The sequence below is a fragment of the Aquimarina rhodophyticola genome (genome assembly GCF_042434915.1).
Classification (GTDB): Bacteria; Bacteroidota; Bacteroidia; order Flavobacteriales; family Flavobacteriaceae; genus Aquimarina.
Map to the genome: position 1 here is coordinate 2,908,648 of NZ_CP170198.1, position 25,540 is coordinate 2,934,187.

At 35.5% G+C, this 25,540-nt stretch carries 23 protein-coding genes; 10 read left to right on the top strand and 13 right to left on the bottom strand.

Going from position 1 to position 25,540, the window contains the following annotated elements; genetic code table 11:
- Window positions 1-5: 5 nt before the first annotated feature.
- The 3 genes from ACE939_RS12575 to hemA are packed head-to-tail and all read right to left on the bottom strand — an operon-like array spanning window position 6 to window position 2,855.
- Window positions 6-662: a uroporphyrinogen-III synthase gene (locus ACE939_RS12575; RefSeq protein ID WP_378185938.1), complete on the bottom strand. Its 657-nt coding sequence runs from the start codon at window positions 660-662 to the stop codon at window positions 6-8.
- Between the two features lie 19 nt (window positions 663-681).
- On the bottom strand, window positions 682-1,602 hold the full coding sequence (gene hemC, locus ACE939_RS12580; protein ID WP_378185939.1) for a hydroxymethylbilane synthase: 921 nt from the start codon (window positions 1,600-1,602) through the stop codon (window positions 682-684).
- Window positions 1,602-2,855 (bottom strand): glutamyl-tRNA reductase, encoded by a 1,254-nt coding sequence (gene hemA / locus ACE939_RS12585; protein ID WP_378185940.1) that lies wholly within the window; start codon window positions 2,853-2,855, stop codon window positions 1,602-1,604. Before hemA ends, hemC begins: the two co-directional genes overlap by 1 nt.
- Before the next feature lie 204 nt (window positions 2,856-3,059).
- Between hemA and ACE939_RS12590 the strand changes: the two genes are divergently transcribed.
- Window positions 3,060-3,950 carry a helix-turn-helix transcriptional regulator gene (locus ACE939_RS12590; RefSeq protein WP_378185941.1) on the top strand — a complete coding sequence of 297 codons (891 nt, stop codon included), beginning with the start codon at window positions 3,060-3,062 and terminating at the stop codon, window positions 3,948-3,950.
- A gap of 3 nt (window positions 3,951-3,953) precedes the next feature.
- Here the strand turns inward: ACE939_RS12590 and ACE939_RS12595 are convergent, their stop codons facing one another.
- Window positions 3,954-4,133: a hypothetical protein gene (locus ACE939_RS12595; protein WP_378185942.1), complete on the bottom strand. Its 180-nt coding sequence runs from the start codon at window positions 4,131-4,133 to the stop codon at window positions 3,954-3,956.
- A gap of 225 nt (window positions 4,134-4,358) precedes the next feature.
- On the opposite strand from ACE939_RS12595, the gene hemH reads away from it, so the two are divergent.
- From hemH to nadD, 8 genes are all read left to right on the top strand, one after another.
- On the top strand, window positions 4,359-5,393 hold the full coding sequence (gene hemH, locus ACE939_RS12600; protein WP_378185943.1) for a ferrochelatase: 1,035 nt from the start codon (window positions 4,359-4,361) through the stop codon (window positions 5,391-5,393).
- Window positions 5,393-6,784: an MATE family efflux transporter gene (locus ACE939_RS12605; RefSeq protein ID WP_378185944.1), complete on the top strand. Its 1,392-nt coding sequence runs from the start codon at window positions 5,393-5,395 to the stop codon at window positions 6,782-6,784. Before hemH ends, ACE939_RS12605 begins: the two co-directional genes overlap by 1 nt.
- A gap of 121 nt (window positions 6,785-6,905) precedes the next feature.
- Window positions 6,906-10,016: a WD40/YVTN/BNR-like repeat-containing protein gene (locus ACE939_RS12610; RefSeq protein WP_378185945.1), complete on the top strand. Its 3,111-nt coding sequence runs from the start codon at window positions 6,906-6,908 to the stop codon at window positions 10,014-10,016.
- 16 nt (window positions 10,017-10,032) lie between these two features.
- Complete coding sequence (locus tag ACE939_RS12615) at window positions 10,033-10,584, top strand: CopD family protein (protein ID WP_378185946.1); 552 nt, start codon at window positions 10,033-10,035, stop codon at window positions 10,582-10,584.
- Window positions 10,585-10,594: 10 nt separating this feature from the next.
- A complete protein-coding gene (locus ACE939_RS12620; RefSeq protein ID WP_378185947.1) occupies window positions 10,595-11,110 on the top strand; it encodes a GNAT family N-acetyltransferase in 516 nt (171 codons plus the stop codon).
- Window positions 11,111-11,207: 97 nt separating this feature from the next.
- The gene (locus tag ACE939_RS12625; protein WP_378185948.1) at window positions 11,208-12,065 is read left to right on the top strand and encodes a YicC/YloC family endoribonuclease; all 858 of its coding nucleotides are present in this window, start codon (window positions 11,208-11,210) and stop codon (window positions 12,063-12,065) included.
- 61 nt (window positions 12,066-12,126) lie between these two features.
- On the top strand, window positions 12,127-12,705 hold the full coding sequence (gmk, locus tag ACE939_RS12630; RefSeq protein ID WP_378185949.1) for a guanylate kinase: 579 nt from the start codon (window positions 12,127-12,129) through the stop codon (window positions 12,703-12,705).
- A gap of 18 nt (window positions 12,706-12,723) precedes the next feature.
- Entirely contained in the window at window positions 12,724-13,308 is a 585-nt protein-coding gene (gene nadD, locus ACE939_RS12635; RefSeq protein WP_378185950.1) for a nicotinate (nicotinamide) nucleotide adenylyltransferase, read from the top strand.
- A gap of 52 nt (window positions 13,309-13,360) precedes the next feature.
- On the opposite strand, the gene ACE939_RS12640 is transcribed toward nadD, so the two are convergent.
- Together ACE939_RS12640 and ACE939_RS12645 are read right to left on the bottom strand one after the other, a co-directional pair.
- Window positions 13,361-14,140: an enoyl-CoA hydratase/isomerase family protein gene (locus ACE939_RS12640; RefSeq protein WP_378185951.1), complete on the bottom strand. Its 780-nt coding sequence runs from the start codon at window positions 14,138-14,140 to the stop codon at window positions 13,361-13,363.
- 81 nt (window positions 14,141-14,221) lie between these two features.
- The gene (locus tag ACE939_RS12645; RefSeq protein ID WP_378185952.1) at window positions 14,222-15,685 is read right to left on the bottom strand and encodes an ATP-binding protein; all 1,464 of its coding nucleotides are present in this window, start codon (window positions 15,683-15,685) and stop codon (window positions 14,222-14,224) included.
- Window positions 15,686-15,788: 103 nt separating this feature from the next.
- Here ACE939_RS12645 and ACE939_RS12650 point away from each other — a divergent pair, with 103 nt between their 5' ends.
- Entirely contained in the window at window positions 15,789-17,474 is a 1,686-nt protein-coding gene (locus ACE939_RS12650; RefSeq protein WP_378185953.1) for an ABC transporter ATP-binding protein, read from the top strand.
- A 483-nt stretch (window positions 17,475-17,957) separates the two neighbouring features.
- Here the strand turns inward: ACE939_RS12650 and ACE939_RS12655 are convergent, their stop codons facing one another.
- From ACE939_RS12655 to ACE939_RS12685, 7 genes are all read right to left on the bottom strand, one after another.
- A complete protein-coding gene (locus ACE939_RS12655; protein ID WP_378185954.1) occupies window positions 17,958-18,611 on the bottom strand; it encodes a 3-oxoacid CoA-transferase subunit B in 654 nt (217 codons plus the stop codon).
- A 43-nt stretch (window positions 18,612-18,654) separates the two neighbouring features.
- On the bottom strand, window positions 18,655-19,299 hold the full coding sequence (locus tag ACE939_RS12660) for a peroxiredoxin (protein WP_378185955.1): 645 nt from the start codon (window positions 19,297-19,299) through the stop codon (window positions 18,655-18,657).
- Window positions 19,300-19,345: 46 nt separating this feature from the next.
- On the bottom strand, window positions 19,346-20,044 hold the full coding sequence (locus tag ACE939_RS12665) for a CoA transferase subunit A (protein WP_378185957.1): 699 nt from the start codon (window positions 20,042-20,044) through the stop codon (window positions 19,346-19,348).
- 88 nt (window positions 20,045-20,132) lie between these two features.
- A complete protein-coding gene (locus ACE939_RS12670) occupies window positions 20,133-22,466 on the bottom strand; it encodes a penicillin-binding protein 1A (protein WP_378185958.1) in 2,334 nt (777 codons plus the stop codon).
- A 3-nt stretch (window positions 22,467-22,469) separates the two neighbouring features.
- A complete protein-coding gene (locus ACE939_RS12675) occupies window positions 22,470-22,958 on the bottom strand; it encodes a gliding motility lipoprotein GldH (RefSeq protein ID WP_378185959.1) in 489 nt (162 codons plus the stop codon).
- Window positions 22,945-24,222, bottom strand: coding sequence for a stage 0 sporulation family protein (locus tag ACE939_RS12680; RefSeq protein ID WP_378185960.1), 1,278 nt, complete (start codon window positions 24,220-24,222; stop codon window positions 22,945-22,947). The genes ACE939_RS12675 and ACE939_RS12680 overlap by 14 nt, the downstream gene beginning before the upstream one ends.
- A 152-nt stretch (window positions 24,223-24,374) precedes the next feature.
- Window positions 24,375-25,406 (bottom strand): rhodanese-related sulfurtransferase, encoded by a 1,032-nt coding sequence (locus tag ACE939_RS12685; protein ID WP_378185962.1) that lies wholly within the window; start codon window positions 25,404-25,406, stop codon window positions 24,375-24,377.
- Window positions 25,407-25,540 lie beyond the last annotated feature (134 nt).

Sequence of the window (25,540 nt, forward strand, 5' to 3'; positions counted from 1 at the left end):
TTATTTTAATTGTTCTTTACTTTTAACTGTTTAATAGTAGTAGCTATCACATTTTCAACTGTAGCCTTGTTTGCAATAACCACTGTTTCAAAAAATTGCTGTGCTGCTGCTGCAGTGGTTGATCCTATACAACAAGCAATTGCAGGACCTACTTTATTCGTTTTAATATAACTTTGTACACCCGAGGGGCTAAAAAACATAATGCAATCAAAATATCGATCAAAACTTTTAACTTGTAGTATAGTTCTATAAACCTCAACCTCATCATATATAATTGCTTGCGAATCCAAATGATCTGGCAGTTCATTTCTCCTCAAATCTCCACAAAAAAAGGTAAACTTTTGATCAGCATACATTTGGACTATTTTTTGACCTAACGACAAAGCATTCTCTGCTGTTGCTTTCACATTGTAACCATGAGATAAAAGAAACTCTCTAGTTTTGCTACCCACACAAAAACAATTTTGAATTCTTAATTTTGAATTGAGTATAGCCTTAACAGCATTTTTGCTTGTAAAGATTGCGTTTTCAATAAAACTATCAACAGTTTTGAAATCTATATACTTTATAGCTATTGCATTATACACTACCAAACCAAATCCAGAGCCAAGCAGTAATTCTTTTTGAGCAGATGTTAATATTTTTGTCGAAAGGATTGTCAATGTAAGCTATAATTCACGATTAATTTGTACTATTTAATTCTGTTTTTATAGTATGCATAAGCGTTGCACCTCCTGCATCTAATACTTCATCTGCACATTGTAATCCAAAACCTGAAATATCTGCTAGGGATATGGATCTTTCTACACTAATTTTTTGCTTTCCATCAATACTAAATAGCGCTCCCTTAAAAGACATTTTTTTTTCTTCAATTTGAGCTAATGCACCTATCGGAGCAGAACATCCCCCCTCAAGACGTCTTAAAAATTCACGCTCTACATGTACACATTGTTGTGTGCTATCATCATTTAAATTTGCAAGTGCTTCACGACAATAGGTGTCTTCAGTCTTGGCAACCACAAGCATTGCACCTTGAGCGGGCGCGGGAATCATCCAATCCAAATCACTGTACTTTTCTGGCTTCAAATTAATACGCTCGAGACCAGCAGCAGCAAAAATGGCTCCATTCCAATTATTGTTATCTAATTTTTGCATTCTCAAGTTTACATTTCCTCTCAAATCCACCACTTCGTGTTGTGGATATTTATGTAACCATTGCGCCTTTCTTCTCAAACTTCCTGTTGCAATTGTACCATCTAATTCTAAAAAATCCAACCCTTTATGCACCAAAATATCGTTGACATTTGCTCTTGGTAACACTGCAGCTTCGACGATCCCATTTGGTAGTTGTGTTGGAACATCCTTCATTGAGTGCACCGCAATATCAACCTTATTAGTAAGCATGGCTACATCTAATGTTTTTGTAAAAATTCCAGTAATCCCTAACTCATATAATGGCTTATCCAAAACCAAATCTCCTGTCGATTTAACGGGAACAAGAACTGTTTTATATCCTAGGGCTTCGAGTTGTGATTGTACTGTGGTTGCTTGCCATAGCGCTAATTCACTATCTCGCGTACCGATTCGTATAGTTTTGGTCACTAGCGTCTGTTTTGTAAGTTAAAAACTTTTTGGATCAATTCGATACTATCATCTGCAGAGATACTGTCATCTTTGAGATGATTTGCAAAATGATTCGTGATCTTTTGTATAATTCGATCACTGATCAAATCGGCTTGTTCTTGATTAAAATTGGCAAGTTTTTTACGCTGTTGATCAATTTCGACCTCTTTCAACGTAGTAAGCTTATGCTTTAACGCTTTAATAGTAGGTGCAAATTTTCGGGTTTCTAACCAATTGTCAAACTCTGTTTTTACTTCATCAATAATACGCTCGGCATGTGGTATATGTGTCTTTCTTCTTTCCAAGGTATCATCGGTCATTTTTGACAAATGATCCAACTGTATCAAATTTACATTGGATAATTCCTTAACATCATCGGATACGTTTTTTGGAATGGATAAATCCAAAATTAATAGCGGTTTGGTTGCATGAATTAATTGCTTTGCTATCGTTGGATTTTGAGCTCCAGTTGCTACAATCAAAATATCGGCATCCTTGATCTCTGCCTGAATATTAGCGTAATCTTTTACAACCAAATTAAACTTTCCCGCAACTTTTTCGGCTTTACCCTTGGTTCTATTAATTAGTGTAATATGATCATTTTTGGTGTGCTTGATAAGATTTTCACACGTATTTCTACCTATCTTACCCGTTCCAAAAAGCAGTATATTTTTATTGGATATATCTGTAACGTTTTTGAGTATGTATTGCACTGATGCAAATGATACCGAAGTAGCTCCCGAGGATATTTCAGTTTCATTTTTAATACGCTTACTTGCCTGAATAACTGCATTTATCAAACGCTCCATAAATGGATTCGAAAGATCCATCTTTTTAGATGCTTTGAAACTAAGCTTTAATTGACTTATAATCTCAAAATCTCCCAATATTTGACTATCCAATCCCGTTCCTACTCTAAACATATGAGCAATCGCTTCTGTATTCTTATGAACATAAGCAACTTTTTCAAATTCTTCAACCGTACCTAATGTATGTTCACACAATAGTTTAATTAATTGAAAAGGGTGCTGAGCAAAACCATATAACTCAGTTCTATTGCATGTAGAGGTTACCAGTAAGGCTTCAACACCTTCTGTCTTAGCTTGTTCTAAAATAGCTAATTTAGCATCTTCATTAACACTGAAACGTCCACGTATATCTTCATCAGCTTTTTTATAACTTAGACCAATAGTATAAAAATTTGTTCCTTTAACTCGTAGGTGAGGCTCCATTAAAATTCTTCTAAATTTTTTACATCACAAAAATATCCTACCACAGGGTTAAAAAATAACGCCAAGAGTTTTATTAATAACGCCTAACGTTATTTTGGATGTTCAAAAGCTATATATGTACAAAATTCGCTATTTTTGTAGGGTTATAAAGCTTTTTCCTTGCACCAGTTTAGATCAATTCTAAATAGCTTAAAAATGAATTCTATGGAAATACATCATAAAAATAACGCTGAAGGTATTCTGGAAGAAACTAAAATCGAAGAAGGTTTCTACATACTAAAATCTCAAAATGAAACTCATGACAATCAAACGGTTATCCGTGAGATTGACAGCAGGTTTATTCAGTTTCACTTTTGCATCAAAGGTGCTATGCAGTTTAATTTTAATAATGGTAGTTACGCGATTACTTTATCCGAGGATAACGCTTTATTACTGTATAATCCTCAAAGAGATCTTCCACTTAATATAGATATTAATCAGGATTCATGGTTAATCTCTGTTTTAATTTCTATCAAAAAGTTTCATTCTCTATTCTCTGCAGAGGCTGATTACATTCCCTTTTTGGGCGAAGGTAATCGGGATAAAAAGTATTATACTGACAGTAAGCTAAATCCATCTATGTCTGTAGTACTTAATCAAATAATGAATTTTAGCTTACACTCTTCTATAAAAAATTTATATCTCAAAGGAAAGGTATACGAGCTGCTAGGTCTATATTTTAATCGCCCAGAAGATGCTGATATAGAGCAATGCCCTTTTCTTGTGGACGAAGTTAATGTTCTCAAAATAAGAAGAGCAAAAGATATTATTATAGCTCGCATGTCCGAACCACCAACATTACAAGAGCTTTCAAATGAAATTGGGCTTCCGCTAAAAAAGTTAAAAGAAGGATTTAAACAGATCTATGGAGAACCTGTATATAGCTTTCTTTTTGATTATAAAATGGAGGTTGCCCGACAACTACTAGCCACAGGCGGGCATAATGTAAATGAGGTAGGGTTAAAAGTTGGATATAGTACAGCAAGCCACTTTATTGCAGCTTTCAAAAAGAAGTTTGGCACCACACCAAAAAAATATATTATGAATCTCGGTTAAGTACTAATCAAGTAATTCATTACTAGGGATACCGATTCCTTTTTGTAAAGATACTATAGAATCATACATGCCACGAGCATCCTCATCGGCATCTGCCATAACCGACACAAATTCAAACTGGTTTAATAATTCAAGAATAAACGGAAGTTTATCTTTTTCTACATCTACAATTATACGTTTCATCATTTGCTTTTTAAGTTCATATAAAAATACTAAAAAATAAATGATGATGGATTTGCTTTATAAGTTTTAACGATTTCTTACCAGCTTCAATAATGTTCTTAAAGGATCGTAGCTATCTTATAAATTTAAACTGCACTCTCTATTGTACTATTATAAAGTCTTATGATATTTTTATAAGCTATACCTCACGAAGTTCGTATTTTTGTTAGGCTTAAAAAAATAACTATGAGTAAAGGTGTATTGCTTGTCAACCTAGGTTCTCCAGATAGCACAGATCCTAAGGATGTTAAAAAATATTTAGGAGAATTCTTAATGGATCCCAGAGTAATTGATGTTCCTACCTGGGCACGTACTTTATTAGTTAAAGGAATTATTCTCAATACAAGACCTAAAAAGTCTGCCGCAGCCTATAAAAAAATCTGGTGGGAAGAAGGGTCCCCTCTGATAGTACTTTCTCAACGCTTGCAAAATAAAATATCACAACATAGTGATCTTCCTATTGGTTTAGCAATGCGCTACGGAAAAATGAGTATTAAAGAAGGTTTACAGGAATTGAATGATAAAGGCGTGACAGAGGTACTTATCGTTCCCTTGTATCCACAATTTGCCATGGCTACTACAGAAACAATTCTAGTGTTAGCAGAAGAATTACGTGTTGCATTTTTTCCGCACATGAAGTTTTCAGACCTACCGCCTTTTTACAATAATGAAGCCTATATAAAGGTACTATCCAAAAGCATTTCTGAGCATTTAGAAACGTTAGATTATGAACATCTACTATTCTCATATCACGGCGTTCCAGAACGACATATTCGAAAAAGTGATGTAACAAAGTCCCATTGTAAAATTGATGGAAGTTGTTGTAAAACACCTTCTTCAGCCCATCAATTTTGCTATCGCCATCAATGCTATGAGACCACCAGACTAGTCGCCAAAGAATTACAATTAGCACCCGACACCTTTTCTACATCATTTCAATCAAGATTAGGTTTTGATCCATGGTTACAACCCTACACCGACCGTACAATAGAACGCATGGGTAAACAAGGTGTTAAAAAGATGGCTATTGTAACTCCCGCTTTTGTTTCCGATTGTTTAGAAACCTTGGAAGAAATCGCCATGGAGGGAGAAGAAATTTTTCATGAGGTGGGAGGTAAAGAATTTACTACAATACCTTGTCTTAACGATCGGGATGACTGGGCACAAACATTATCCTCATGGATTAACGAATGGGCTACCGCTACAATTGAAACTGTATAATGGCAAAAGTTTCCTCTGAAGCACTTGGGCAAGAACCTATAGGATCACTCTTAATAAAACAAGCTTTACCAGCCTCTATTGGGATTTTAGTAATGTCGCTTAACATTCTTATTGATTCTATATTTGTAGGAAATTGGATAGGTTCTATAGCTATTGCAGCTATTAATGTGGTACTACCGGTCTCTTTTTTTATTGCCGCGTTGGGTATGGCTATAGGTATTGGAGGTTCCAGTATTATATCACGAGCACTTGGAGCCAATGAAAAGGAAAAAGCCTTGCAAACCTTTGGAAATCAAATAACCCTAACCCTTATATGTACTATTACGCTAGTTTTTATAGGGCTTTATTTTGTGAACGATATTATACCTCAGTTTGGTGGTAAAGGTGATATTTTTGACCCTGCCAAAATCTACTATACAATTGTATTATATGGAGTCCCTATTTTGGGTTTTGCTATGATGGGTAATACGGTTATTAGAGCAGAAGGAAAACCTAAATTTGCGATGATTGCCATGATTATACCAACGGTAGGAAACCTGCTTATGGATTATGTATTCATTAATATTATGGATATGGGCATGTATGGCGCTGCTTGGGCAACTACAATATCCTATACTCTGTGCTTTAGTTTTATTGCATGGTTTTTCTTTTCAAAGCACTCAGAACTCAAAATACAACTACGACATCTAGGGTTAGATAAATCAATTGTTACAGAAATTGCCTCGTTAGGCGGAGTCACATTAGCGCGTCAAGCCGTCGTAAGTATCACCTATTTATTGATGAACAATATTCTTTTCAATATAGGTCAAGAAGCCTTAGTTGCAGTTTATGCTATTATAGGAAGGATGTTAATGTTTGCGTTGTTTCCTGTTTTTGGAGTAACGCAAGGTTTTTTACCAATTGCTGGTTATAATTATGGAGCAAAGCATTTTCAGAGAGTACGAGAAAGCATCAATACGGCAATTCTTTATGCAGCAATAGTAGCTACTTTAGTGTTTATTGGTTTGATGCTATTTCCTGCAGAGATTACATCTCTTTTTATAAGTACAAATGAACATATGTCTGCAAAAGAACTTGCGCTCAATAATTTTGTGTTATCTCATACAGCAGAGCCTATGCGATGGGTGTTTGCAGCGACACCAATAATTGCTCTTCAACTTATAGGAGCTGCTTATTTTCAAGCCATTGGAAAAGCTGTCCCTGCATTATTACTAACTCTTTCTCGACAAGGTTTCTTCTTTATTCCGTTACTCTTAATACTACCAAAGTTCTATGGTGAATTAGGTGTTTGGATTTCCTTTCCTATTGCAGATGTTTTGGCTACGATAGTGACTGGTTACTTTTTAAATCGAGAGGTTAGAAAAAAATTATCCGTTCAGCACGAATCCTAACTATCTCGATTTACATTCCAAAAAAAGATCAATTTTTTATGAAAACAACATTAAATTCTTACTTTTAGCTAAGAATTTACAATTAATAGATATCACTCAGGTTTCTATAATACTTACTCTTATGTTTTCACACGCTTTCAAATCGACGATTCTCCTATTTTTTACGTTACTATTTACGCAAACTTTTCAATCTCAAGAAATTGATACCAAGTATTATGATGGCCTTGAATATAGACTTATTGGACCGTTTAGAGGTGGCAGAAGTGCCGCTGTAACTGGCGTTCCTAACAAACCTAATTTATTTTATTTTGGCGCTACTGGTGGTGGCGTATGGAAAACTACAGATGGTGGTCGCTCTTGGTCAAATATTTCTGACGGTTATTTCGGTGGTTCTATTGGAGCTATTACAGTCGCACAAAGCGATCCAAATGTAATTTATGTAGGTGGGGGTGAGAAAACTTTACGAGGTAATGTCTCATCGGGATACGGCGTATGGAAAAGTGTAGATGCGGGTAAAACTTGGAGTCAATCAGGTTTACCAAAAAGCCGACACATTCCTCGTATCCGAGTTCACCCAACAAATCCAGATATTGTATATGCTGCTGTGTTAGGAAACATTTACAAACCAACTCAAGAACGAGGAGTTTACAAAAGTATCGATGGTGGGAAAAACTGGAATAAGATTCTTTTTGCAAATGAAGATGCTGGTGCAGTAGATTTAATTCTAGATCCAAACAATCCAAGAATACTATATGCTTCTACATGGAATGCAAGACGCACACCATATAGCTTAAGTTCTGGAGGTAAAGGCTCAACTTTATGGAAAAGCACCGATAGCGGAAAGACGTGGAAAGATCTGTCAACAAATGAAGGTTTTGCCAAAGATACTCTAGGAATAATTGGAGTAACTGTATCTCCTTCCGATAGTGAGCGGGTGTGGGCTCTTGTAGAAAATAAAGAAAAGGGAGGTGTTTATCGAAGTGATGACAGCGGAGAAACTTGGAACCTTATTAATAGTGACCGTAGTTTAAGACAACGCGCATGGTATTACACAAGAATTTATGCTGATCCAAAAGATAAGGACATCGTATATGTAGTAAATGTATCCTATCATAAAAGTAAAGATGGAGGTAAGAATTTTAGTAACTACAGAGCTCCGCACGGAGATCACCACGATTTATGGATCGCTCCAGAAAACCCTCAACGTATAATTATGGCCGATGATGGTGGCGCACAGGTTACTTATGATGGAGGTGAAACTTGGAGCACATATCACAATCAACCTACCGCACAATTTTATAGAGTTACTACAGACAATCATTTTCCATATCGTATTTATGCTGCCCAACAAGATAATTCTACCATTCGTATTAATCATCGTAGCAATGGAAGCTCAATCAGTGAAAATGATTGGGAAGAAACCGCTGGGGGTGAATCTGCACATATTGCTGTAGACCCTACCAATAATGACATTGTATACGGTGGTAGTTATGATGGTTTTCTTACTCGTGTCAACCATAAAACTGGGTCTACTCGGTCTGTAAGTGTATGGCCAGATAACCCCATGGGACACGGTGCCGAGGATATGAAATATCGATTTCAATGGAACTTTCCCGTACTGTTCTCAAAACATAATCCTAAAAAACTTTATACTTTCTCCAATCATGTACACGTCACACAAAACGAAGGTCAAAGCTGGGAAGTAATAAGTCCTGATTTAACAAGAAATGATCCAACCAAATTAACCTCATCGGGGGGTCCAATTACCCAAGACAATACATCGGTTGAGTATTACTGTACGATTTTTGCTGCTGCAGAAAGCCCTGTAAAAGAAGGGATATTATGGGTTGGTAGTGATGATGGTTTACTCCATATAAGTAGAGATGGAGGAAAAAACTGGGCAAACGTAACCCCCAAAGGATTACCAGAATGGACCATGATCAATAGCATAGAGCCAAGTTCGTTTGCTGAAGGCACTTGCTATATAGCAGGAACTAGATATAAATCAGGGGATTTTACACCATACTTGTTTAAAACAACAGATTATGGTCAAACTTGGATCAAAATTACCGAAGGTATAGCGCCAGAGCATTTTACACGTGTACTACGTGAAGATCCAAAACGTAAGGGATTATTATACGCAGGCACCGAGACGGGCATGTACATATCGTTTAATGATGGTGGTACATGGAAACCTTTCCAATTAAATCTCCCTATAGTACCTATCACAGATCTCACGATTAAAAATGATAACTTAATTGTCGCGACTCAAGGTCGAAGTTTGTGGATTTTGGATGATCTAACCCTATTACATCAACTATCCGCTGAAGTTACCAAAAAATCCATTCACCTTTATCAACCCAAACCTACAATTCGCATGAAGGGTCGTTCAAGAAGCAATTCAAAAATCGAAGGAACGAACCATCCAGCAGGTGTATTAACCAATTTCTTTTTGGATCGTTATGATGCTAAAAAAGATTCTATTTCTTTAACTTATTTAAATCAGAATAATGATACACTAGCCTCATTTTCAAATCATGCAAAAAACAAAAAAAATAAGCTTATTGTTAAAGCAGGTTTAAATAGTTTTCAATGGAATACTCGAGGTAAAGGAGCAAAAAAACTTGATGGTATGATCTTGTGGTGGGCTAGTCTCGAGGGACCCAAAGCGATACCAGGAACGTACGAGGTTAGATTGAATAAAAATGGAAAAGTTGAAGAAACCTCAGAATTTATGATCACCGCTGATCCCAGAAGTGAAGCAAATATAACCGAGATGAAAGCTCAATATGATTTTATAACAAGTATAAATAAAACTATTGATCGCGCTCATACTTCGATTGAAAAAATAAGAGAAATTAATAAAAAGCTACTAGCGTTTGAAAAACAATATAAAAATAATACTAAAACTAAGGTACTTGTCCAAAAGGCCGTTGACCTTCAGAAAAGGTTCGCAATAATTGAAAAATCATTGTACCAAACTAAAAATAAGAGCGGACAAGATCCTCTCAATTTTCCAATTAAACTAACCAACAAATTAGGACATCTCAATTCATTAGTCGGAATGGGAGATTTTGGTCCAACAGCTCAAGATATCGCTGTCAAAGATGAATTAACACAAAAAATTGAAGCACAATTGGTAACGTTTGATACGTTAATAGAAAAAGAAATTGAAGCCTTTAATAAAGAATTCAATACTTTACAACTTAACTACCTTTCGTTACCAGAATAATCTAGCTATAAGCACTATGTTAGAATACTATAATTATGTAAAATCCTTACATCTCATATTTGTAATCACTTGGTTTGCAGGATTGTTTTATATTCCTAGACTTTTTATTTATCAAATAGAAGCGTACGATAAACCTCTCCCCGATCGTGATATTTTAACACAACAATTTAAGATAATGACCAAACGTCTCTGGTATATTATTACGTGGCCTTCGGCAATCCTAGCTACTGGATTTGCTATTTGGCTACTTGTGCTTATGCCAGGGTGGATACAAGCACCTTGGATGCACGTAAAACTCGGCTTCGTAATCTTGCTCATTCTATATCATTTAAAATGTCATCATATCGTTAAACAATTACAGCTGGATATTGTAAAATGGAGTTCTACCCACATGCGATTATGGAACGAGGGTTCCACTTTAATCCTCTTTTCGGTAGTTTTCTTAGTTATTGTCAAAGATGCATTTAATTGGATCTACGGCGTAATTGGTATATTTTTATTAGCTCTTATTTTAATGCTTGGCATTAAAATTTACAAAAAAATACGGGAAAGAAATTCTGAACTTTGAGTATACAAGCATGAAGCTATTACCTTTAATTATTCGGGAAGCCAAACCAGTAGATGCAAAATCGTTACTACAGTTAAAAACAAATTACCTACGTACGAGCCATACGATTCCTTTATACTTAGAGGAGTACCCTAATGATCTTCAAGCCGAAACTGAGTTAATCTTGCGATATAAAAAACAACAAAATAGTGCGTTATTTTTGGCCTTTAAAGGAGACACATTGGTTGGTAATATCGATATAACGGGAAATCAGCGTCAAAAACTAATGCATACCGCAGCACTAGGAATGGGCGTACATACACGATGGCAAAATACAGGAATAGGAACTGCATTGTTACAACATACGATTACTTGGGCCAAACAAAATAACACCTTACAAGTCTTATGGCTCGAGGTATATGGCTCTAATTTGTCTGGCATTACTTTATATACCAAAATGGGCTTTACCAATTGTGGTATTATTCCCGCTTTTTTTAATGAGCCCACTGGTTATGTAGAAAAACACACAATGTACTTAAAGCTTTAGTAAATATGATTGTTCTATAAATTGTGGGTTAAACCATGGGTTATTGGCAGTACTTAATGAGTTTTCCTTATCTTCGTGCAACTTTTAGCAAAATCTTATGATCAAATCAATGACAGGCTTTGGTAAAGCAGTCCTGCAATTACCTACAAAAAAAATTACCATCGAAGTAAAGTCTTTAAATAGCAAAAACTTGGATCTTAATGCAAGAATCCCTTCGCAATACAGAGAAAAAGAACTAGCAATGCGTACGACTATTGCAAAAACACTGCAGCGGGGTAAAGTTGATTTTGGATTATATGTAGAAGTCACTGCAGAAGAAACTTCGACGCAAGTTAATGTTGCAGTTGTCAAAAATTATATGGATCAACTGCGTGCTATACATAGTGGAGATGATATGGAACTCATGAAAATGGCCGTTAAAATGCCAGATGCTTTAAGGATAGAACGTGAAGAAGTGGATGAACGAGAATATGAAGCTATAACTAAAGCTTTGTCTACTGCACTTTTTGAAATTGAAAAATATCGTGAGGATGAAGGGAAAGTACTCGAACAAGATTTCTCTAAACGTATACAGATTATTACCGAGTTGTTAGAAAAAGTAATTGCTATCGATCCAGAACGAATAGAAGCCGTTAGAGAAAGGTTACATAAAGGAATAGCCGATTTAAAAGAAGCTGTAGATCAAAATCGCTTTGAACAGGAACTAGTGTATTACATTGAAAAATTTGATATCACCGAAGAAAAAGTTCGATTAAGTAACCATTTAGAATATTTTACAGCCGCTTTAAAATCTGATGACTCCAATGGTAAAAAATTAGGATTTATCACTCAAGAAATTGGAAGAGAAATCAATACAATTGGCAGTAAATCTAACTACGCTGCAATGCAACAATTAGTTGTCCAAATGAAAGATGAATTAGAAAAAATAAAGGAGCAATTATTAAACGTCTTATAAAGCTTTGGCATTCCAAAAAAAATAGAACTCTCTGACAATCAAATTTAAAAAACACAATTCAATGGAAGGAAAGTTAATCGTTCTTTCGGCACCCTCTGGTAGTGGTAAAACTACTTTAGTCAAATATTTACTAGCTCAGCAAGAATTACAGTTAGGTTTTTCAATATCTGCAGCTTCACGAGAACCAAGAGGAGCAGAGATTCATGGCAAAGACTATTATTTTTTATCCTTGCGCGAATTTAAAGATAAAATTAAAGCCGAAGAGTTTTTAGAATGGGAAGAAGTATATCGAGACAGTTTTTATGGAACTCTTAAATCGGAAGTACAACGATTGTGGAACAACGGAAAACATGTCATTTTTGATATTGATGTAGTGGGAGGTCTGGATATAAAAAGAATTTATCCCGATAGAACTTTGGCAATTTTTGTAAAACCTCCAAGTATTGAAGAATTAAAAATTCGCCTCAAAAAGCGAAAAACAGAATCCGAAGATAAAATTAATATGCGCGTCGCAAAAGCATCTACAGAACTCGCCACGGCCCCTCAATTTGATGCCATTATAACGAACGACGATTTGGAAAAAGCAAAAGCTGAAGCATATCAATTAGTGAAAAAATTTCTACTAGATCCTTCGTCATAACTCAACTACCACCAGTACATGAAAAAAAAGATTGGGTTATATTTTGGTACCTTCAATCCTATCCATATAGGACATTTAGCTATTGCAAATCATATGGCAGAATATTCTGATCTTGATGAAATCTGGTTGGTAGTCACGCCACACAATCCTTTTAAAAAGAAAAGCTCTTTGTTAGCCAACCACCATCGTTTAGAAATGGTTTATCAAGCTACTGAAGGTTATGATAAGCTAAAACCTAGTGACATCGAATTCAATTTGCCGCAACCTAATTATACTGTAAATACTCTAGCTCATCTACAAGAAAAATATCCAACATATAATTTTAGCTTAATTATGGGTGAGGATAATTTAAAGAATTTTCATAAGTGGAAAAACTATGAAACCATCTTAGAGCATCACACGATCTATGTATATCCTAGAATTGCTGAAGGTATTGTTGAGAATCAATTTAAAGAGCATCCCAAAATCATTAGAATTGCAGCGCCAATAATGCAAATTTCATCCACCTTTATTAGAAAAGCTGTAGCTGAAGGTAAAAATGTTGTGCCACTACTACCACCTTCAGTTTGGAAATATGTGGATCATATGAATTTTTATAAATAATCTATGTACTCCATCATCAAACGATGGATATAGAGTACATAGATTATCCAGTTTACTTCCCTGGAAAATTGGCTTTTCTTTTCTCCAAAAATGCGGTCGTTCCTTCGTTAAAATCTTCGGTTCCAAAGCAGCCACCAAAAGCTTCAATCTCAATATCGAATCCATTAACACCATCTTCGTAACTAGCGTTTACAGCTTTTATAGCGGCACGTATTGCTACCGAAGAGTTTTTCATAATTTTAGTGGCGATTTTTTCTGCTAACGGTAGTAAATCAGCTGGTGTGGTTACATGGTTTACCAAACCGTATTGTAACGCTTGACTCGCATCAATCATTCCTGCAGTCATAATCATTTCCATCGCTCTTCCTTTTCCTACCAATTGCGGCAATCTTTGCGTACCGCCGTAACCAGGAATAACGCCCAAAGAAACCTCTGGTAAACCCATTTTGGCAGTATCACTCGCTAGTCTAAAATGTGCTGCCATGGCTAATTCTAATCCACCACCTAGTGCAAAACCATTAATAGCGGCAATTACTGGAGTTCCTAAATTAGCAACAAAATCAAAAAGTAAGGTTTGTCCTTTTTGTGCGAGTTTACCCCCATCTGCTACAGAAAAATCTGCAAACTCTTTTATATCTGCTCCAGCGACAAATGCTTTCTCCCCGGTTCCAGTTATGATAATAACCTTTACCTGAGCATCTTGATCAAAAGCTTTGAACGCTTCATGAAGTTCTTGAATTGTTTCTCTATTTAGTGCATTTAATTTGGAAGGACGATTAATCGTAATTCTTGCTAGATTATCTGTTTTTTCTGTTGTGATGTTTGTGTACATAATACCATTTATTTGCAGAAAACAAGCGTTTTACTGCTCTTATACTTCGATTAAAATATATAGTTTTATAGCAAAAAGACGTTATCCTTGTTCTCGAGGAAATTTTACAACAAAGACAGTTCCTTTATGCTCTTGTGATGTAAAGGTAATACTTCCTTTATAGGTTTCCACAATATTTTTGACCATTCCGAGACCAAGTCCCATACCACTAGTCTTGGTTGTAAACTTTGGCTCAAAAATCTTAGTTATATTTTCTTTAGTTATACCGATCCCATTGTCTGATACAGTGATGACAACTGCATCAGCCTCAGAATATACATTGACGATGATTTTGGGAGTACGATCTGATGGAATCGCTTGAATCGCATTTTTTACTAAATTGGTAACTACTCTAATAAGTTGAGTGCGATCAAATTTGGCCACTATCTCTTCTTCATCAGAGGGAAATATAATATAATCTTCGTTAAAGATATCCAGTGCTAATCTCACAATCTTGACCACGTCTAACATCTCACTTTTTTGAGCTGGCATCTGAGCAAAATTCGAAAATGCAGAAGCTATCGAACTCATAGTATCTATTTGTTGAATTAAGGTATCACTGTACTCTTTAACTTTATGACGAATATCAGGATCATCGGGATCAAACTTTCGATCAAAACTTTGCACGGTTAAACGCATCGGCGTTAATGGATTTTTAATTTCATGCGCTACTTGTTTTGCCATTTCTCTCCAAGCTGCCTCACGTTCATTCTTGGCAAGTTTGACAGCGCTCTCTTCTAACTCATCAATCATACTATTGTAGGCATCAACCAAGGAGTAAATCTCAGAACTGGCATTATCAATAGCAATACGTTTATTACGCTTATCTAATCTTGTTTGGTCTATTGTGTCTGATATTGTCTTTAAAGATCTCGTTATATAGTTTGATAAAAAATAGGCAATAGCAATAGCAATAAAAAGCATTAAAATATAAACTTCTCCCAGCCGTTTTAGAAACTCGTACAATTCTTTGGATAACAAATCATCATCTTCGAGATAAGGTAGGTTTAATATCGCTAGGGGTTTTGCTCTGCTATCAGATATGTATGTATACGAAGATCTAAACTTCTCGCCTCGTTTTTCTGATTTAATCAAAAATCTTTTGTCATATAATGATGATAAGGTGTCAATAATTAGATTACTTAATTGTTTGGTAAGGGTATCTTCAATAAAAGTTGCTTCAGAGCGAATAAGTAATTCACCCGATAAATCATAAATATTAATAGGCATACCATGCTCTTCAGAAATTTGATATATCCGATCTCTTTCTCTAAAAATAGACGTTATGTTCTCTTCATTAACTGGAAAAGTAGTACTTCGTAAAGCATTATCAATAGCTACTTTGATGCGCTCTTCTTTTCGCTCCAGTCTATCTTTATGATAGTCTTCTGCCTCTTCTTTATACTGATAAATAGTTACTGCTGCAATCAAAATTGAAGCAATCAATACCAGTAAGGTCATAGAGACAAAAATACGCGTACGTAAAGAGAGTTTGAGAAGCTTCATATGTAAAGTTAATGCCTAAATATAGCAATTATCGCACCAAATTAACGAGTGTTATAAAACTTGATGCTGTAGATTTGTTTAACTTTACATAAGTTTTTTATATATGAGTTTACAAAACCTTCTTACGATCGATCAACTTTCGATAGCCTTTAGTTCTGATACTACTAAGGGTTATGCTGTAGACAATGTATCATTTACCATCAAGCGAAATGAAATCTTGGGAGTAGTTGGAGAATCTGGAAGCGGTAAATCTATAACATCCTTAGCAATAATGGGATTATTACCAAAAAGTGCTTTGATACAAGGTGAAATTTGTTTTGATGGCACCAAACTTTCTCAGCTTAATAAGAAGCAGTTACGAGACATTAGAGGTAAAGATATTGCAATGATTTTTCAAGAACCTATGAGTTCGTTAAATCCATCAATGCGTTGTGGTAAACAGGTTGCAGAAATTTTACAGCGACACACCTCTCTTAAAGCCGCTCAAATAAAAGAAGAAGTACTTTCGTTATTTAAAAAGGTTCAGTTACCCGATCCACAAAGAGTGTACACCGCGTACCCTCATGAATTGAGTGGCGGACAAAAGCAGCGTGTTGTAATTGCAATAGCAATAGCCTGTAAACCAAAGTTACTTATAGCAGATGAACCAACAACAGCACTCGATGTGACTGTGCAAAAAGAGATTCTTGAATTACTCAAAACTTTACAACAAGAATATCAAATGAGCATTCTCTTTATTTCACACGATTTGGCATTAGTCTCAGAAATTGCAGACAATGTTTTAGTGCTCTATCGAGGTAAAATGGTCGAATTAGGAACAGTCAATCAAATTTTCATTAAGCCCGAAGAAGAATACACTCGTGCCCTTATATATGCACGCCCTGCTCTCGATGTTCGGCTTAAAAGGTTACCTACTATCAAAGATTATTTAAAATCCTCTACCTACATCGCTGAAACATATTCGCAGAGTGAACGAGCAGAACGACACAAGAAATTATATAGCCATACACCTTTGCTTAAAGTGGTTGCATTAGAAAAGTGGTTTACATCTAGAGATAGTTGGTTTCACAAAAAAATAACCAAAGCGGTAAATGATGTTAGTTTTTCATTGTTTGAAGGAGAAACTCTTGGTCTGGTTGGTGAATCTGGTTGTGGTAAGTCTACCTTAGGAAATACCATTTTACAACTTACAAAGGCTAATAAAGGGGAGGTTTTTTACAAGGGTATTGATATTACAAAAATTTCTACCAATGAGATGAGAATTTTGCGCAAAGAAATTCAAGTAATTTTTCAGGATCCATTTGCCTCGTTAAATCCAAGACTCACTATTGGAGCTGCAATAATGGAACCAATGAAAGCTCATAATCTTTACAAAAATACAGCGCAGCGCAAGATAAAAGTGCTAGAATTACTTGAACGAGTAGGTCTAGACGCTAATCATTATGATCGTTATCCTCACGAGTTTAGTGGAGGTCAACGACAACGAGTAGGAATTGCAAGAACAATAGCGCTAGCTCCAAAGCTAATAATCTGTGATGAATCGGTGAGTGCATTAGATATTTCCGTTCAAGCACAAGTACTTAACTTACTTAACGAATTAAAAGACAAATTTGGATTCTCTTATATATTTATTTCTCATGATTTAGCAGTGGTCAAATATATGTCAGATCAACTACTAGTAATGAATAAAGGCAAAATTGAAGAAATTGGTGATGCAGATGCAATTTATATAAACCCAAAAAACGCGTATACTAAAAAATTAATTGAAGCTATTCCCAAAGGACTTTAAGTGTACAATGATAAAGTAAGTATATTTTTAATAAAAAAAAACCTGTTATTCTCTAAAAGATAACAGGTTTATATTATTACATCTCGGGGTTGATGCAATCGATTACAATAAAAGTCACATTAACAAAAAAACTTTCTTTGCCAAATACACAAAGTTTGATATCAATTCAATCGTAGGTTTAACGGATTGCTGAATACGGTTAAATTTATTTTTCATGATAGGGTTAATATAATTTGGTTAAAACTCCTTTTTTATCGTTTAAAAACTTCATTTCCTATTTTGGGATTACTAAGATGCGAAAAAAACCAAAATACGACGTTCAAAGACGTTTATATTCGATGAAAAACACAAAATTTTAACATTTTTCGACTTTTAACACTCCTTTTAGTTGAAGTAATACTTTAAGTAGCATAGGTGATTAACATAATAGCCAGAATACTCCTACAAATATTCTGGCTATCTTCTTAAAGTCATTTGATATAGTTAACTATCCATTTCTGGTATATCACCATCAATAATTAGGGTACCCTCTGTAGCGTTCTTAATATCTTCTAGAGAAACGCCAGGCGCTCTTTCTAGCAATTTAAAACCTTCTTCTGTAATTTCTAGTAGGGCTAAGTTGGTAACTATTTTTTTTACACACCCTACTCCTGTAAGGGGTAAGTTACAATTTTTTAATAATTTTGATTCTCCTTCCCGATTAGTATGCATCATTGCAACAATAATATTTTCGGCACTTGCTACCAAATCCATAGCACCACCCATACCTTTAACCATTTTACCGGGAATTTTCCAATTGGCTATGTCACCTTTTTCTGAGACCTCCATTGCGCCTAAAATAGTTAGATCTACATGCTGACCCCTGATCATAGAAAAACTTGTTGCAGAATCAAAAAAGGATGCTCCAGGTAGTGTTGTAATAGTCTGTTTGCCCGCATTAATAACATCAGCATCTTCTTCGCCATTTATAGGAAAAGGGCCCATACCTAACACACCATTTTCACTTTGAAACTCAACATCAATAGTATCGGGAACATAATTTGCTACCAAAGTAGGTATACCAATCCCGAGATTTACATAGTAACCATCTTGAAGTTCCTTGGCAATTCGTTTTGCAATTCCGTTTTTATCTAACATCTCAATACTTTTTAAAATAATCTATTTTAAGCTTTACCACCTATTATTCGTTACTATCGGGCTGTGGTGTCATTCTCAAATACGAACGAATCTCTGTATGACCCTTTGGAAATAACGCTGGTATATCATCGTTACTCACAGCAGGTGATATAACACAATCTTCTCCCTTATTCCAATTTGCTGGAGTTGCAACCTTATATTTTGCTGTTAACTGTAATGAGTCTATCACTCGCAATAGCTCGTCAAAATTACGTCCTGTCGAAGCTGGATATGTTATTGTTAACTTTATTTTTTTATCTGGGCCAATTACAAATACCGAACGTACAGTTAAGGTATCATCGGCATTGGGATGTATCATGTCGTATAATCCAGATACTTTTCTATCCTCATCTGCAATGATAGGAAAATTAACTTTTGTATCCTGAGTATCGTTAATATCAACGATCCAACCTTGATGAGAATCTAGTCCATCTACGCTCAATGCTACTACCTTGACATTTCGGTTATTAAACGCTTCGGTATATTTTGCTACCGTACCTAGTTCTGTAGTGCAAACGGGCGTATAATCTGCTGGGTGAGAAAACAAAATTCCCCAACTATCCCCTAACCATTCATGAAAATTAATTTTTCCTTCAGTGGTTTGTGCTGTAAAATCAGGAGCTTGATCTCCTAGTCGTAATACTGCCATAATTTGTGTGATTTAGTTTATAGTGAAATCAAAGTAGTTATTGATACTACTTTTGTCTAACTGTTCTTTGTTCTATTCTTTTTTCATAATGTTCACCTTGAAAAATACGTTGAACAAAAATTCCAGGAATATGTATGGAATTAGGATCTAAGGTCCCCGCTGGCACCAACTCTTCAACTTCGGCTACAGTAATTTTTGCAGCTCCACACATACAAGGATTAAAATTACGTGCAGTACCTTTAAAGATTAAATTTCCAGCTTCATCCCCTTTCCAAGCTTTCACAAAAGCAAAATCTGCTTTAAATGCTTCTTCAAGAATGTACATTTTCCCGTTAAATTCGCGAGTTTCTTTACCCAAAGCCACCTCTGTGCCATATCCTGCAGGTGTAAAAAATGCTGGGAAACCACCTTGGGCAGCCCTACAACGTTCTGCCAATGTTCCTTGAGGGATTAGTTCTACATCTAGTTCTTTACTTAGCATTTGTCTTTCGAACTCCTCGTTTTCACCAACGTAGGATGAAATCATTTTCTTTATCTGCTTTTTTTGAAGCAATAATCCTAAGCCAAAATCATCTACTCCAGCATTGTTAGAAATGCAGGTTAAATTTTTTATGTTTAATCTAACTAATTCTGCTATTGCATTTTCGGGAATACCACAGAGTCCAAAACCTCCTAGCATTAAAGTCATATCATTTGTAACCCCTACCAAAGCTTTAGAAACGTTAGCTACCGTTTTTTGAATCATATCATTTAATTTTTGCACATTAAAAGTACTAAAATTAAAACGGAATTACACAACTTTGCAAATGGATTACGACTTGTTTATGTTCCAATTAAAATCCAAACTCGTCTTCTAATTCTTCATGTTGTTTTTGACTAGATCTATATGCATTGCAATCTACAGCAATTGAAAGATTTTCTGGTTGCTCAAAAGCTTCAGTTGAAACATTTAAAGTCTTGTCTGCATAGCATTTTTTCATAAATAATCCCCATATAGGCAAAGCCATAGTGGCACCTTGACCAAACGTTACTGTTTCAAAGTGCGTTGCTCGATCATCACCGCCTACCCAAACACCTGTACATAAATTAGGTACTATCCCCATAAACCAACCATCACTTTGATTTTGGGTAGTTCCTGTTTTACCAGCTATTGGATTTACAAAACCATAAGGATACCCTGTAATTACATTATTATAATCATAACTAGTCCTACCTAACGTACGCAAACGTGCCCCAGAACCAAATTGGGTTACTCCCTCCATCAAATTTATAGTCACATAAGCGGCCTCTTTACTTATTACATCTTTGGTCTCTGGCACAAATTGATATAGAACGGTTCCGTTTTTATCTTCAATACTAGTGATCATGACTGGCTTTGTATAGATCCCCTTATTTGCAAAAGTGCTATATGCTCCAACCATCTCTGACAATTTTAAATCAACAGAACCTAAAGCGATTGAAGCTACAGGTAATATGTTAGATTCTATTCCCATTTTTTCGGCAAGACGTACAATGGGAGCAGGTCCAATACGATCCATAAGTCGTGCAGAAATTGTATTAACTGATTTTGCCAATGCAGCCTTTAGGCTCAAATAACCAGAATACTCACCTCCACTATTTTTGGGTGTCCAATCAAATTCTACTACACCGTGAGAACCTACGGGAATGGTAATTTGAGAAACTGGTAATGTATCACAGGGTGATAGTTTTAATTGGTCGATAGCCGTTGCATACACAAAAGGTTTAAATGTTGATCCCACTTGCCTAGCGCCTTGATAAACATGATCATATTGAAAATGTTTGTAATTAATACCACCAACCCATGCTCTTACTTGACCTGTTTGTGGCTCCATTGACATGAGTCCGCTTCTAAGAAACTGCTTATAATACAAAATTGAATCTTTGGGTGTCATAATCGTATCGATTTCACCTTTCCAAGAGAACACCTTCATTTGCGTCTTTTTATCAAAAGATGCAAGTATTTCTTCTTCACTTTTTCCTTGAGCTTTCATTTTTATGCGCCTGGCAGAAGTTCGGATTGCTCTTTGTATGATAGAATTTACTTCTTCTTTGGTTATGTCGTGGAAAGGTGCTGTTTTGTTACTTCTTTCTTGTAAGTTGAACTCTTTCTGAAGATTTGCCATATGTTCTTGTGTCGCTTCTTCAGCATATTTTTGCATACGCGAATCAATAGTTACGTTGATTCGTAAACCATCTCTGTAAATATCAAAGAACTCTTGCTCCCCATCCTCTGTCATACCCTTGGGGTTCGCTTTAACCCAGTCTGACATCCAACTTCGCACAAACTCTCTAAAATATGTTGCTGTACCATCAGAATGTCCTTCTGGTGAGTAATCAAGCTTAAGCGGTAAGGCTTGCAAACTATCTTTTTCGACCTCTGTAATAAAATCATACTTTTCCATTTGACTCAATACTACATTTCTGCGATCTCTCACCATCTCTGGTCTTCTCAAGGGATTGAATAAAGAAGAATTTTTAAGCATTCCTACTAATACAGCAGCTTCTTGAATCTCAAGATCAATTGGGTTTTTACCAAAGTAAATTCTGGAAGCTGAACTTATACCAATAGCTTGATTTAAGAAATCATATTTATTCAAGTACATAGTTATAATTTCATCTTTGGTATATTGTCTTTCTAAGCGTGTAGCAATGACCCATTCTTGTATTTTTTGAGTATAACGTTCAAACTTATTACGGGACCCCCCAGTAAAAAGTTGCTTAGCCAATTGTTGTGAAATTGTACTGGCCCCACCTCTTGTCCCTAAAAAGAAAAAAGCTCTTAGTGTACCTCTTGCATCAATACCAGAATGTTTGTAATACCTAGCGTCTTCAGTTGCTACAAGAGCATCTACCAAAAATTTTGGTAAATCTTCATATTGAACTGGCGTCCGGTTTTCTTTAAAAAAAGTACCTATTTGAACTCCGTCTGATGAAATAATTTGAGTAGCTAAATCATTTTGAGGGTTTTCCAGTTCAGCAAATTTTGGCATTTCTCCAAAAACTCCAAAACTGGCTAATAAGAACATTAAGGCAATTAATAAAATTCCGCTAGCAAACGCTATCCAAAACCATTTGATATATTTTAAATTTGTATTTGAAGCTGGCGTTTTGGTTGTTTTCTTTGATTTAGGTGTTGCTTTTGCCATATATTAAGGATTTTTTGCATGCTCTATTCTTAAACCTACGTCGGTCACGCCATCTAGTGCATATACACCTTGGACCTCACCATTTTTTCGCATTGCATGTTCTAGGGTAATTATGTACTCCCCTTTTTCTATGAATTTTACGTTTTCTTTATACCACAATTTATTTTCTTTGAGATCTGTAATCCCTGTTCCCATCCAAGAACCGTCTGGATATGCAAGTTCATACTCCAAAGTATCCGATATAACCTTTCCATTTGGGAATCTAATTTGTCCAATTAAAAATAAGTTACTAAAAGGGTATTCATTTGTATTACGAACATTAATAAACAAATTGTAGGCTTTGAGCGAATCTAGCTGCGGAATAGAAAACTCTATATGTTCATGTTGCTCCCAAGTACCTTGAACAGTTTTATACTGATCAAAGACTTGGTCTGAACTGCATGAAAATAGGAACACGAAAAATATCAAAAATATCAATTTAAGATTTTTCATTCTTTTTTGGTTGAGAATTACTGTTTTGATCGTTTCTTGGTCTTTTTTTTCTAGGAGGCTTCCGCTTTGATCGTTGTTTCGGTTTTGCTGTAGTAGCAGACTTGGTTTTAGCTTCTGGCGCAACTGATTTTGGCTTTCGTTTTGTATTTTTTCTTTTCTTTTTTGGTCGTTTAGGTTGGTCAAACCTAGTCAAACTATCCTGCCCTACAACGTTCTCAAAGTCATTTTTAGTATCGTCTAACAATTCTAATGCATAATCTTCTAGACTTTGAACTTTCTGCTCCTTTTTATTTAAGGCTATTATTTCATTAGCGTCCTCTGTAGTAATCTTATGCCAATTCATCCATTCACCTTCATAGGCATACCACAGATGTCCTTTAAAAATATCGATTTTTTGACATACCGCTGTTCCTTTCTCTGTTTTGAGCTTTACTTCAGTTTTAGGAAAACTTTTAAGAGCATCAACATATGAATCAAGCTCATAATTAAGACAGCACTTTAGTTTACCGCATTGTCCAGCTAACTTTTGAGGATTTAACGATAATTGTTGGTACCGTGCAGCACTTGTGTTTACTGATCTAAAATCAGTAAGCCATGTTGAACAACACAATTCTCGTCCGCACGATCCAATACCACCGAGTCTGGCTGCTTCTTGCCTAAAACCTACTTGGCGCATTTCTATACGCGTACTAAACTCGTGGGCAAACTCTTTTATTAACTGTCTAAAATCCACACGATCCTCTGCTGTATAATAAAATGTTGCTTTTGATCCATCGCCTTGAAATTCTATGTCAGAAATCTTCATTTGTAGCTTAAGTCGGATCGCTATTTCCCGAGCTCTTACCTTCATGCTATCTTCGCGATCTCTCGCGCTTTGCCAGATATCAATATCCTTTTGAGAAGCTTTTCTGTAAATCTTTTTAACTTCTTCACTATCTACGGCGACTTTTTTCTTTTTCATTTGTACTCGCACCAACTCACCTGTAAGAGTTACTACACCCACATCATGACCTGGAGAGGCTTCAGTAGCAACTATATCTCCAATACTTAATGTTAAATTCTCTTGATTATTGAAAAAGGCTTTTCTACCGTTCTTAAAACGTACTTCGACTATTTGAAACGGCGCCACACCATTGGGAAGTGTCATGTTGGCTAACCAATCAAAAACTGTTAATTTATTGCAACCATCGGTACCACAAGTACCGTTATTCTTACATCCCTTTGGTTGTCCGTCTTTACCGGAGGAACAACTACTACACCCCATATTGCTCTACTTATATTGAAATTTGTCCATGATCCTCATCACAACAAATATGGTTCTTATATATATAGAAATTCTTACAAACTTCTATGATCTCAATTGATAAAGATACTATGAAATATCTAATCAACCACAGGATCCTAAAAAATTTAGAGTTACTGCTTATATTTGAGCACTTCTGATCTTCCTTTTTTAAAGATTTTATTGCTATTTCCCTTGCCTTTTCGCAAAGCTTTCTGTGCCTCATAAGGCAACTCGTTGATCTCTTTACATGCTGTAGAGCAACAAGTATTCATCTCCTTAGAGCATTTTTCACATTGTATAAACAAGAGATGACATGCCTCATTAGCACAATTTACATGGGTATCGCATGCTGCACCACATTGATGGCAATTGGCAATAACATCATCTGTAATTTTTTCGGCGCGTCGATGATCAAACACAAAGTTTTTGCCTTGAAATTTGTTTTCGAGCCCCTTTTCATTTACTTGACGGGTGTATTCTATAATCCCACCCTCTAATTGAAAAACATTTTTAAATCCTTTATGTTTATAATATGCACTTGCCTTTTCACATCGAATACCGCCAGTACAATACATAACTAACTTCTTATCCTCTTTATGATCTTTCAAATCCTCTTCGATAATATCCAAAGAATCTCTGAAGGTGTCTACATCGGGCGTAATAGCTCCTTTAAAATGACCAATTTCACTCTCGTAATGATTACGCATATCTACGAGTACAGTATCAGGATCTTCAATAAGTTCATTAAACTTTAAAGCATCAACATGGATTCCTTTATTGGTAACATCAAAGCTGCTATCTTCTAAGCCATCAGCTACAATTTTATCTCGGATTTTTATTTTTAATTTTAGGAAAGATTTAGCTTCATGTTCGATAGCGATATTAAGTCGAATATTCTCAAAAAAACTAATAGCGTCCAGATGCTTTTTAAACGCTTCAAAATTAGGAGCTGGTACCGATAATTGGGCATTTACACCTTCTGTCGCTACATAGATTCTACCCAGAACATCTAATTCGTTCCAAGTTATAAATAAATGATTTCTAAAAATTTCGGTGTTTTTAATATGCGCATATGTATAGAAAGATAGCGTAAGCCGTTCTGTCCCGGCTTGATCGATTAGGGCTGCTCTTTCCTTTGCGCTCAATTTGTTGTACAGTTGCATGCTATACTTTCATTTTAAGTTAAAGAAAAATTTACGCAAAAATACAAAAAGATACGTGTCTTCATATTTTTATTTTCTAAAAAGAGAGTACATGAAACTTATCATTATTTACAGTTGAGCAAATGAAAACCGCC

Excerpts from the sequence above, each read along its gene's own strand:
- ACE939_RS12625 (WP_378185948.1), top strand. The coding sequence starts at position 11,208 with ATGATCAAATCAATGACAGGCTTTGGTAAAGCAGTCCTGCAATTACCT.
- ACE939_RS12605 (WP_378185944.1), top strand. The coding sequence starts at position 5,393 with ATGGCAAAAGTTTCCTCTGAAGCACTTGGGCAAGAACCTATAGGATCA.
- ACE939_RS12685 (WP_378185962.1), bottom strand. The coding sequence starts at position 25,406 with ATGCAACTGTACAACAAATTGAGCGCAAAGGAAAGAGCAGCCCTAATC.
- ACE939_RS12660 (WP_378185955.1), bottom strand. The coding sequence starts at position 19,299 with ATGGCAGTATTACGACTAGGAGATCAAGCTCCTGATTTTACAGCACAA.
- hemA (WP_378185940.1), bottom strand. The coding sequence starts at position 2,855 with ATGGAGCCTCACCTACGAGTTAAAGGAACAAATTTTTATACTATTGGT.
- ACE939_RS12650 (WP_378185953.1), top strand. The coding sequence starts at position 15,789 with ATGAGTTTACAAAACCTTCTTACGATCGATCAACTTTCGATAGCCTTT.
- ACE939_RS12645 (WP_378185952.1), bottom strand. The coding sequence starts at position 15,685 with ATGAAGCTTCTCAAACTCTCTTTACGTACGCGTATTTTTGTCTCTATG.
- ACE939_RS12655 (WP_378185954.1), bottom strand. The coding sequence starts at position 18,611 with ATGTTAGATAAAAACGGAATTGCAAAACGAATTGCCAAGGAACTTCAA.
- ACE939_RS12620 (WP_378185947.1), top strand. The coding sequence starts at position 10,595 with ATGAAGCTATTACCTTTAATTATTCGGGAAGCCAAACCAGTAGATGCA.
- nadD (WP_378185950.1), top strand. The coding sequence starts at position 12,724 with ATGAAAAAAAAGATTGGGTTATATTTTGGTACCTTCAATCCTATCCAT.
- ACE939_RS12590 (WP_378185941.1), top strand. The coding sequence starts at position 3,060 with ATGGAAATACATCATAAAAATAACGCTGAAGGTATTCTGGAAGAAACT.
- ACE939_RS12595 (WP_378185942.1), bottom strand. The coding sequence starts at position 4,133 with ATGAAACGTATAATTGTAGATGTAGAAAAAGATAAACTTCCGTTTATT.
- hemH (WP_378185943.1), top strand. The coding sequence starts at position 4,359 with ATGAGTAAAGGTGTATTGCTTGTCAACCTAGGTTCTCCAGATAGCACA.
- gmk (WP_378185949.1), top strand. The coding sequence starts at position 12,127 with ATGGAAGGAAAGTTAATCGTTCTTTCGGCACCCTCTGGTAGTGGTAAA.
- ACE939_RS12670 (WP_378185958.1), bottom strand. The coding sequence starts at position 22,466 with ATGGCAAAAGCAACACCTAAATCAAAGAAAACAACCAAAACGCCAGCT.
- ACE939_RS12610 (WP_378185945.1), top strand. The coding sequence starts at position 6,906 with ATGTTTTCACACGCTTTCAAATCGACGATTCTCCTATTTTTTACGTTA.
- ACE939_RS12665 (WP_378185957.1), bottom strand. The coding sequence starts at position 20,044 with ATGATTCAAAAAACGGTAGCTAACGTTTCTAAAGCTTTGGTAGGGGTT.
- ACE939_RS12680 (WP_378185960.1), bottom strand. The coding sequence starts at position 24,222 with ATGGGGTGTAGTAGTTGTTCCTCCGGTAAAGACGGACAACCAAAGGGA.
- ACE939_RS12615 (WP_378185946.1), top strand. The coding sequence starts at position 10,033 with ATGTTAGAATACTATAATTATGTAAAATCCTTACATCTCATATTTGTA.
- ACE939_RS12640 (WP_378185951.1), bottom strand. The coding sequence starts at position 14,140 with ATGTACACAAACATCACAACAGAAAAAACAGATAATCTAGCAAGAATT.
- ACE939_RS12675 (WP_378185959.1), bottom strand. The coding sequence starts at position 22,958 with ATGAAAAATCTTAAATTGATATTTTTGATATTTTTCGTGTTCCTATTT.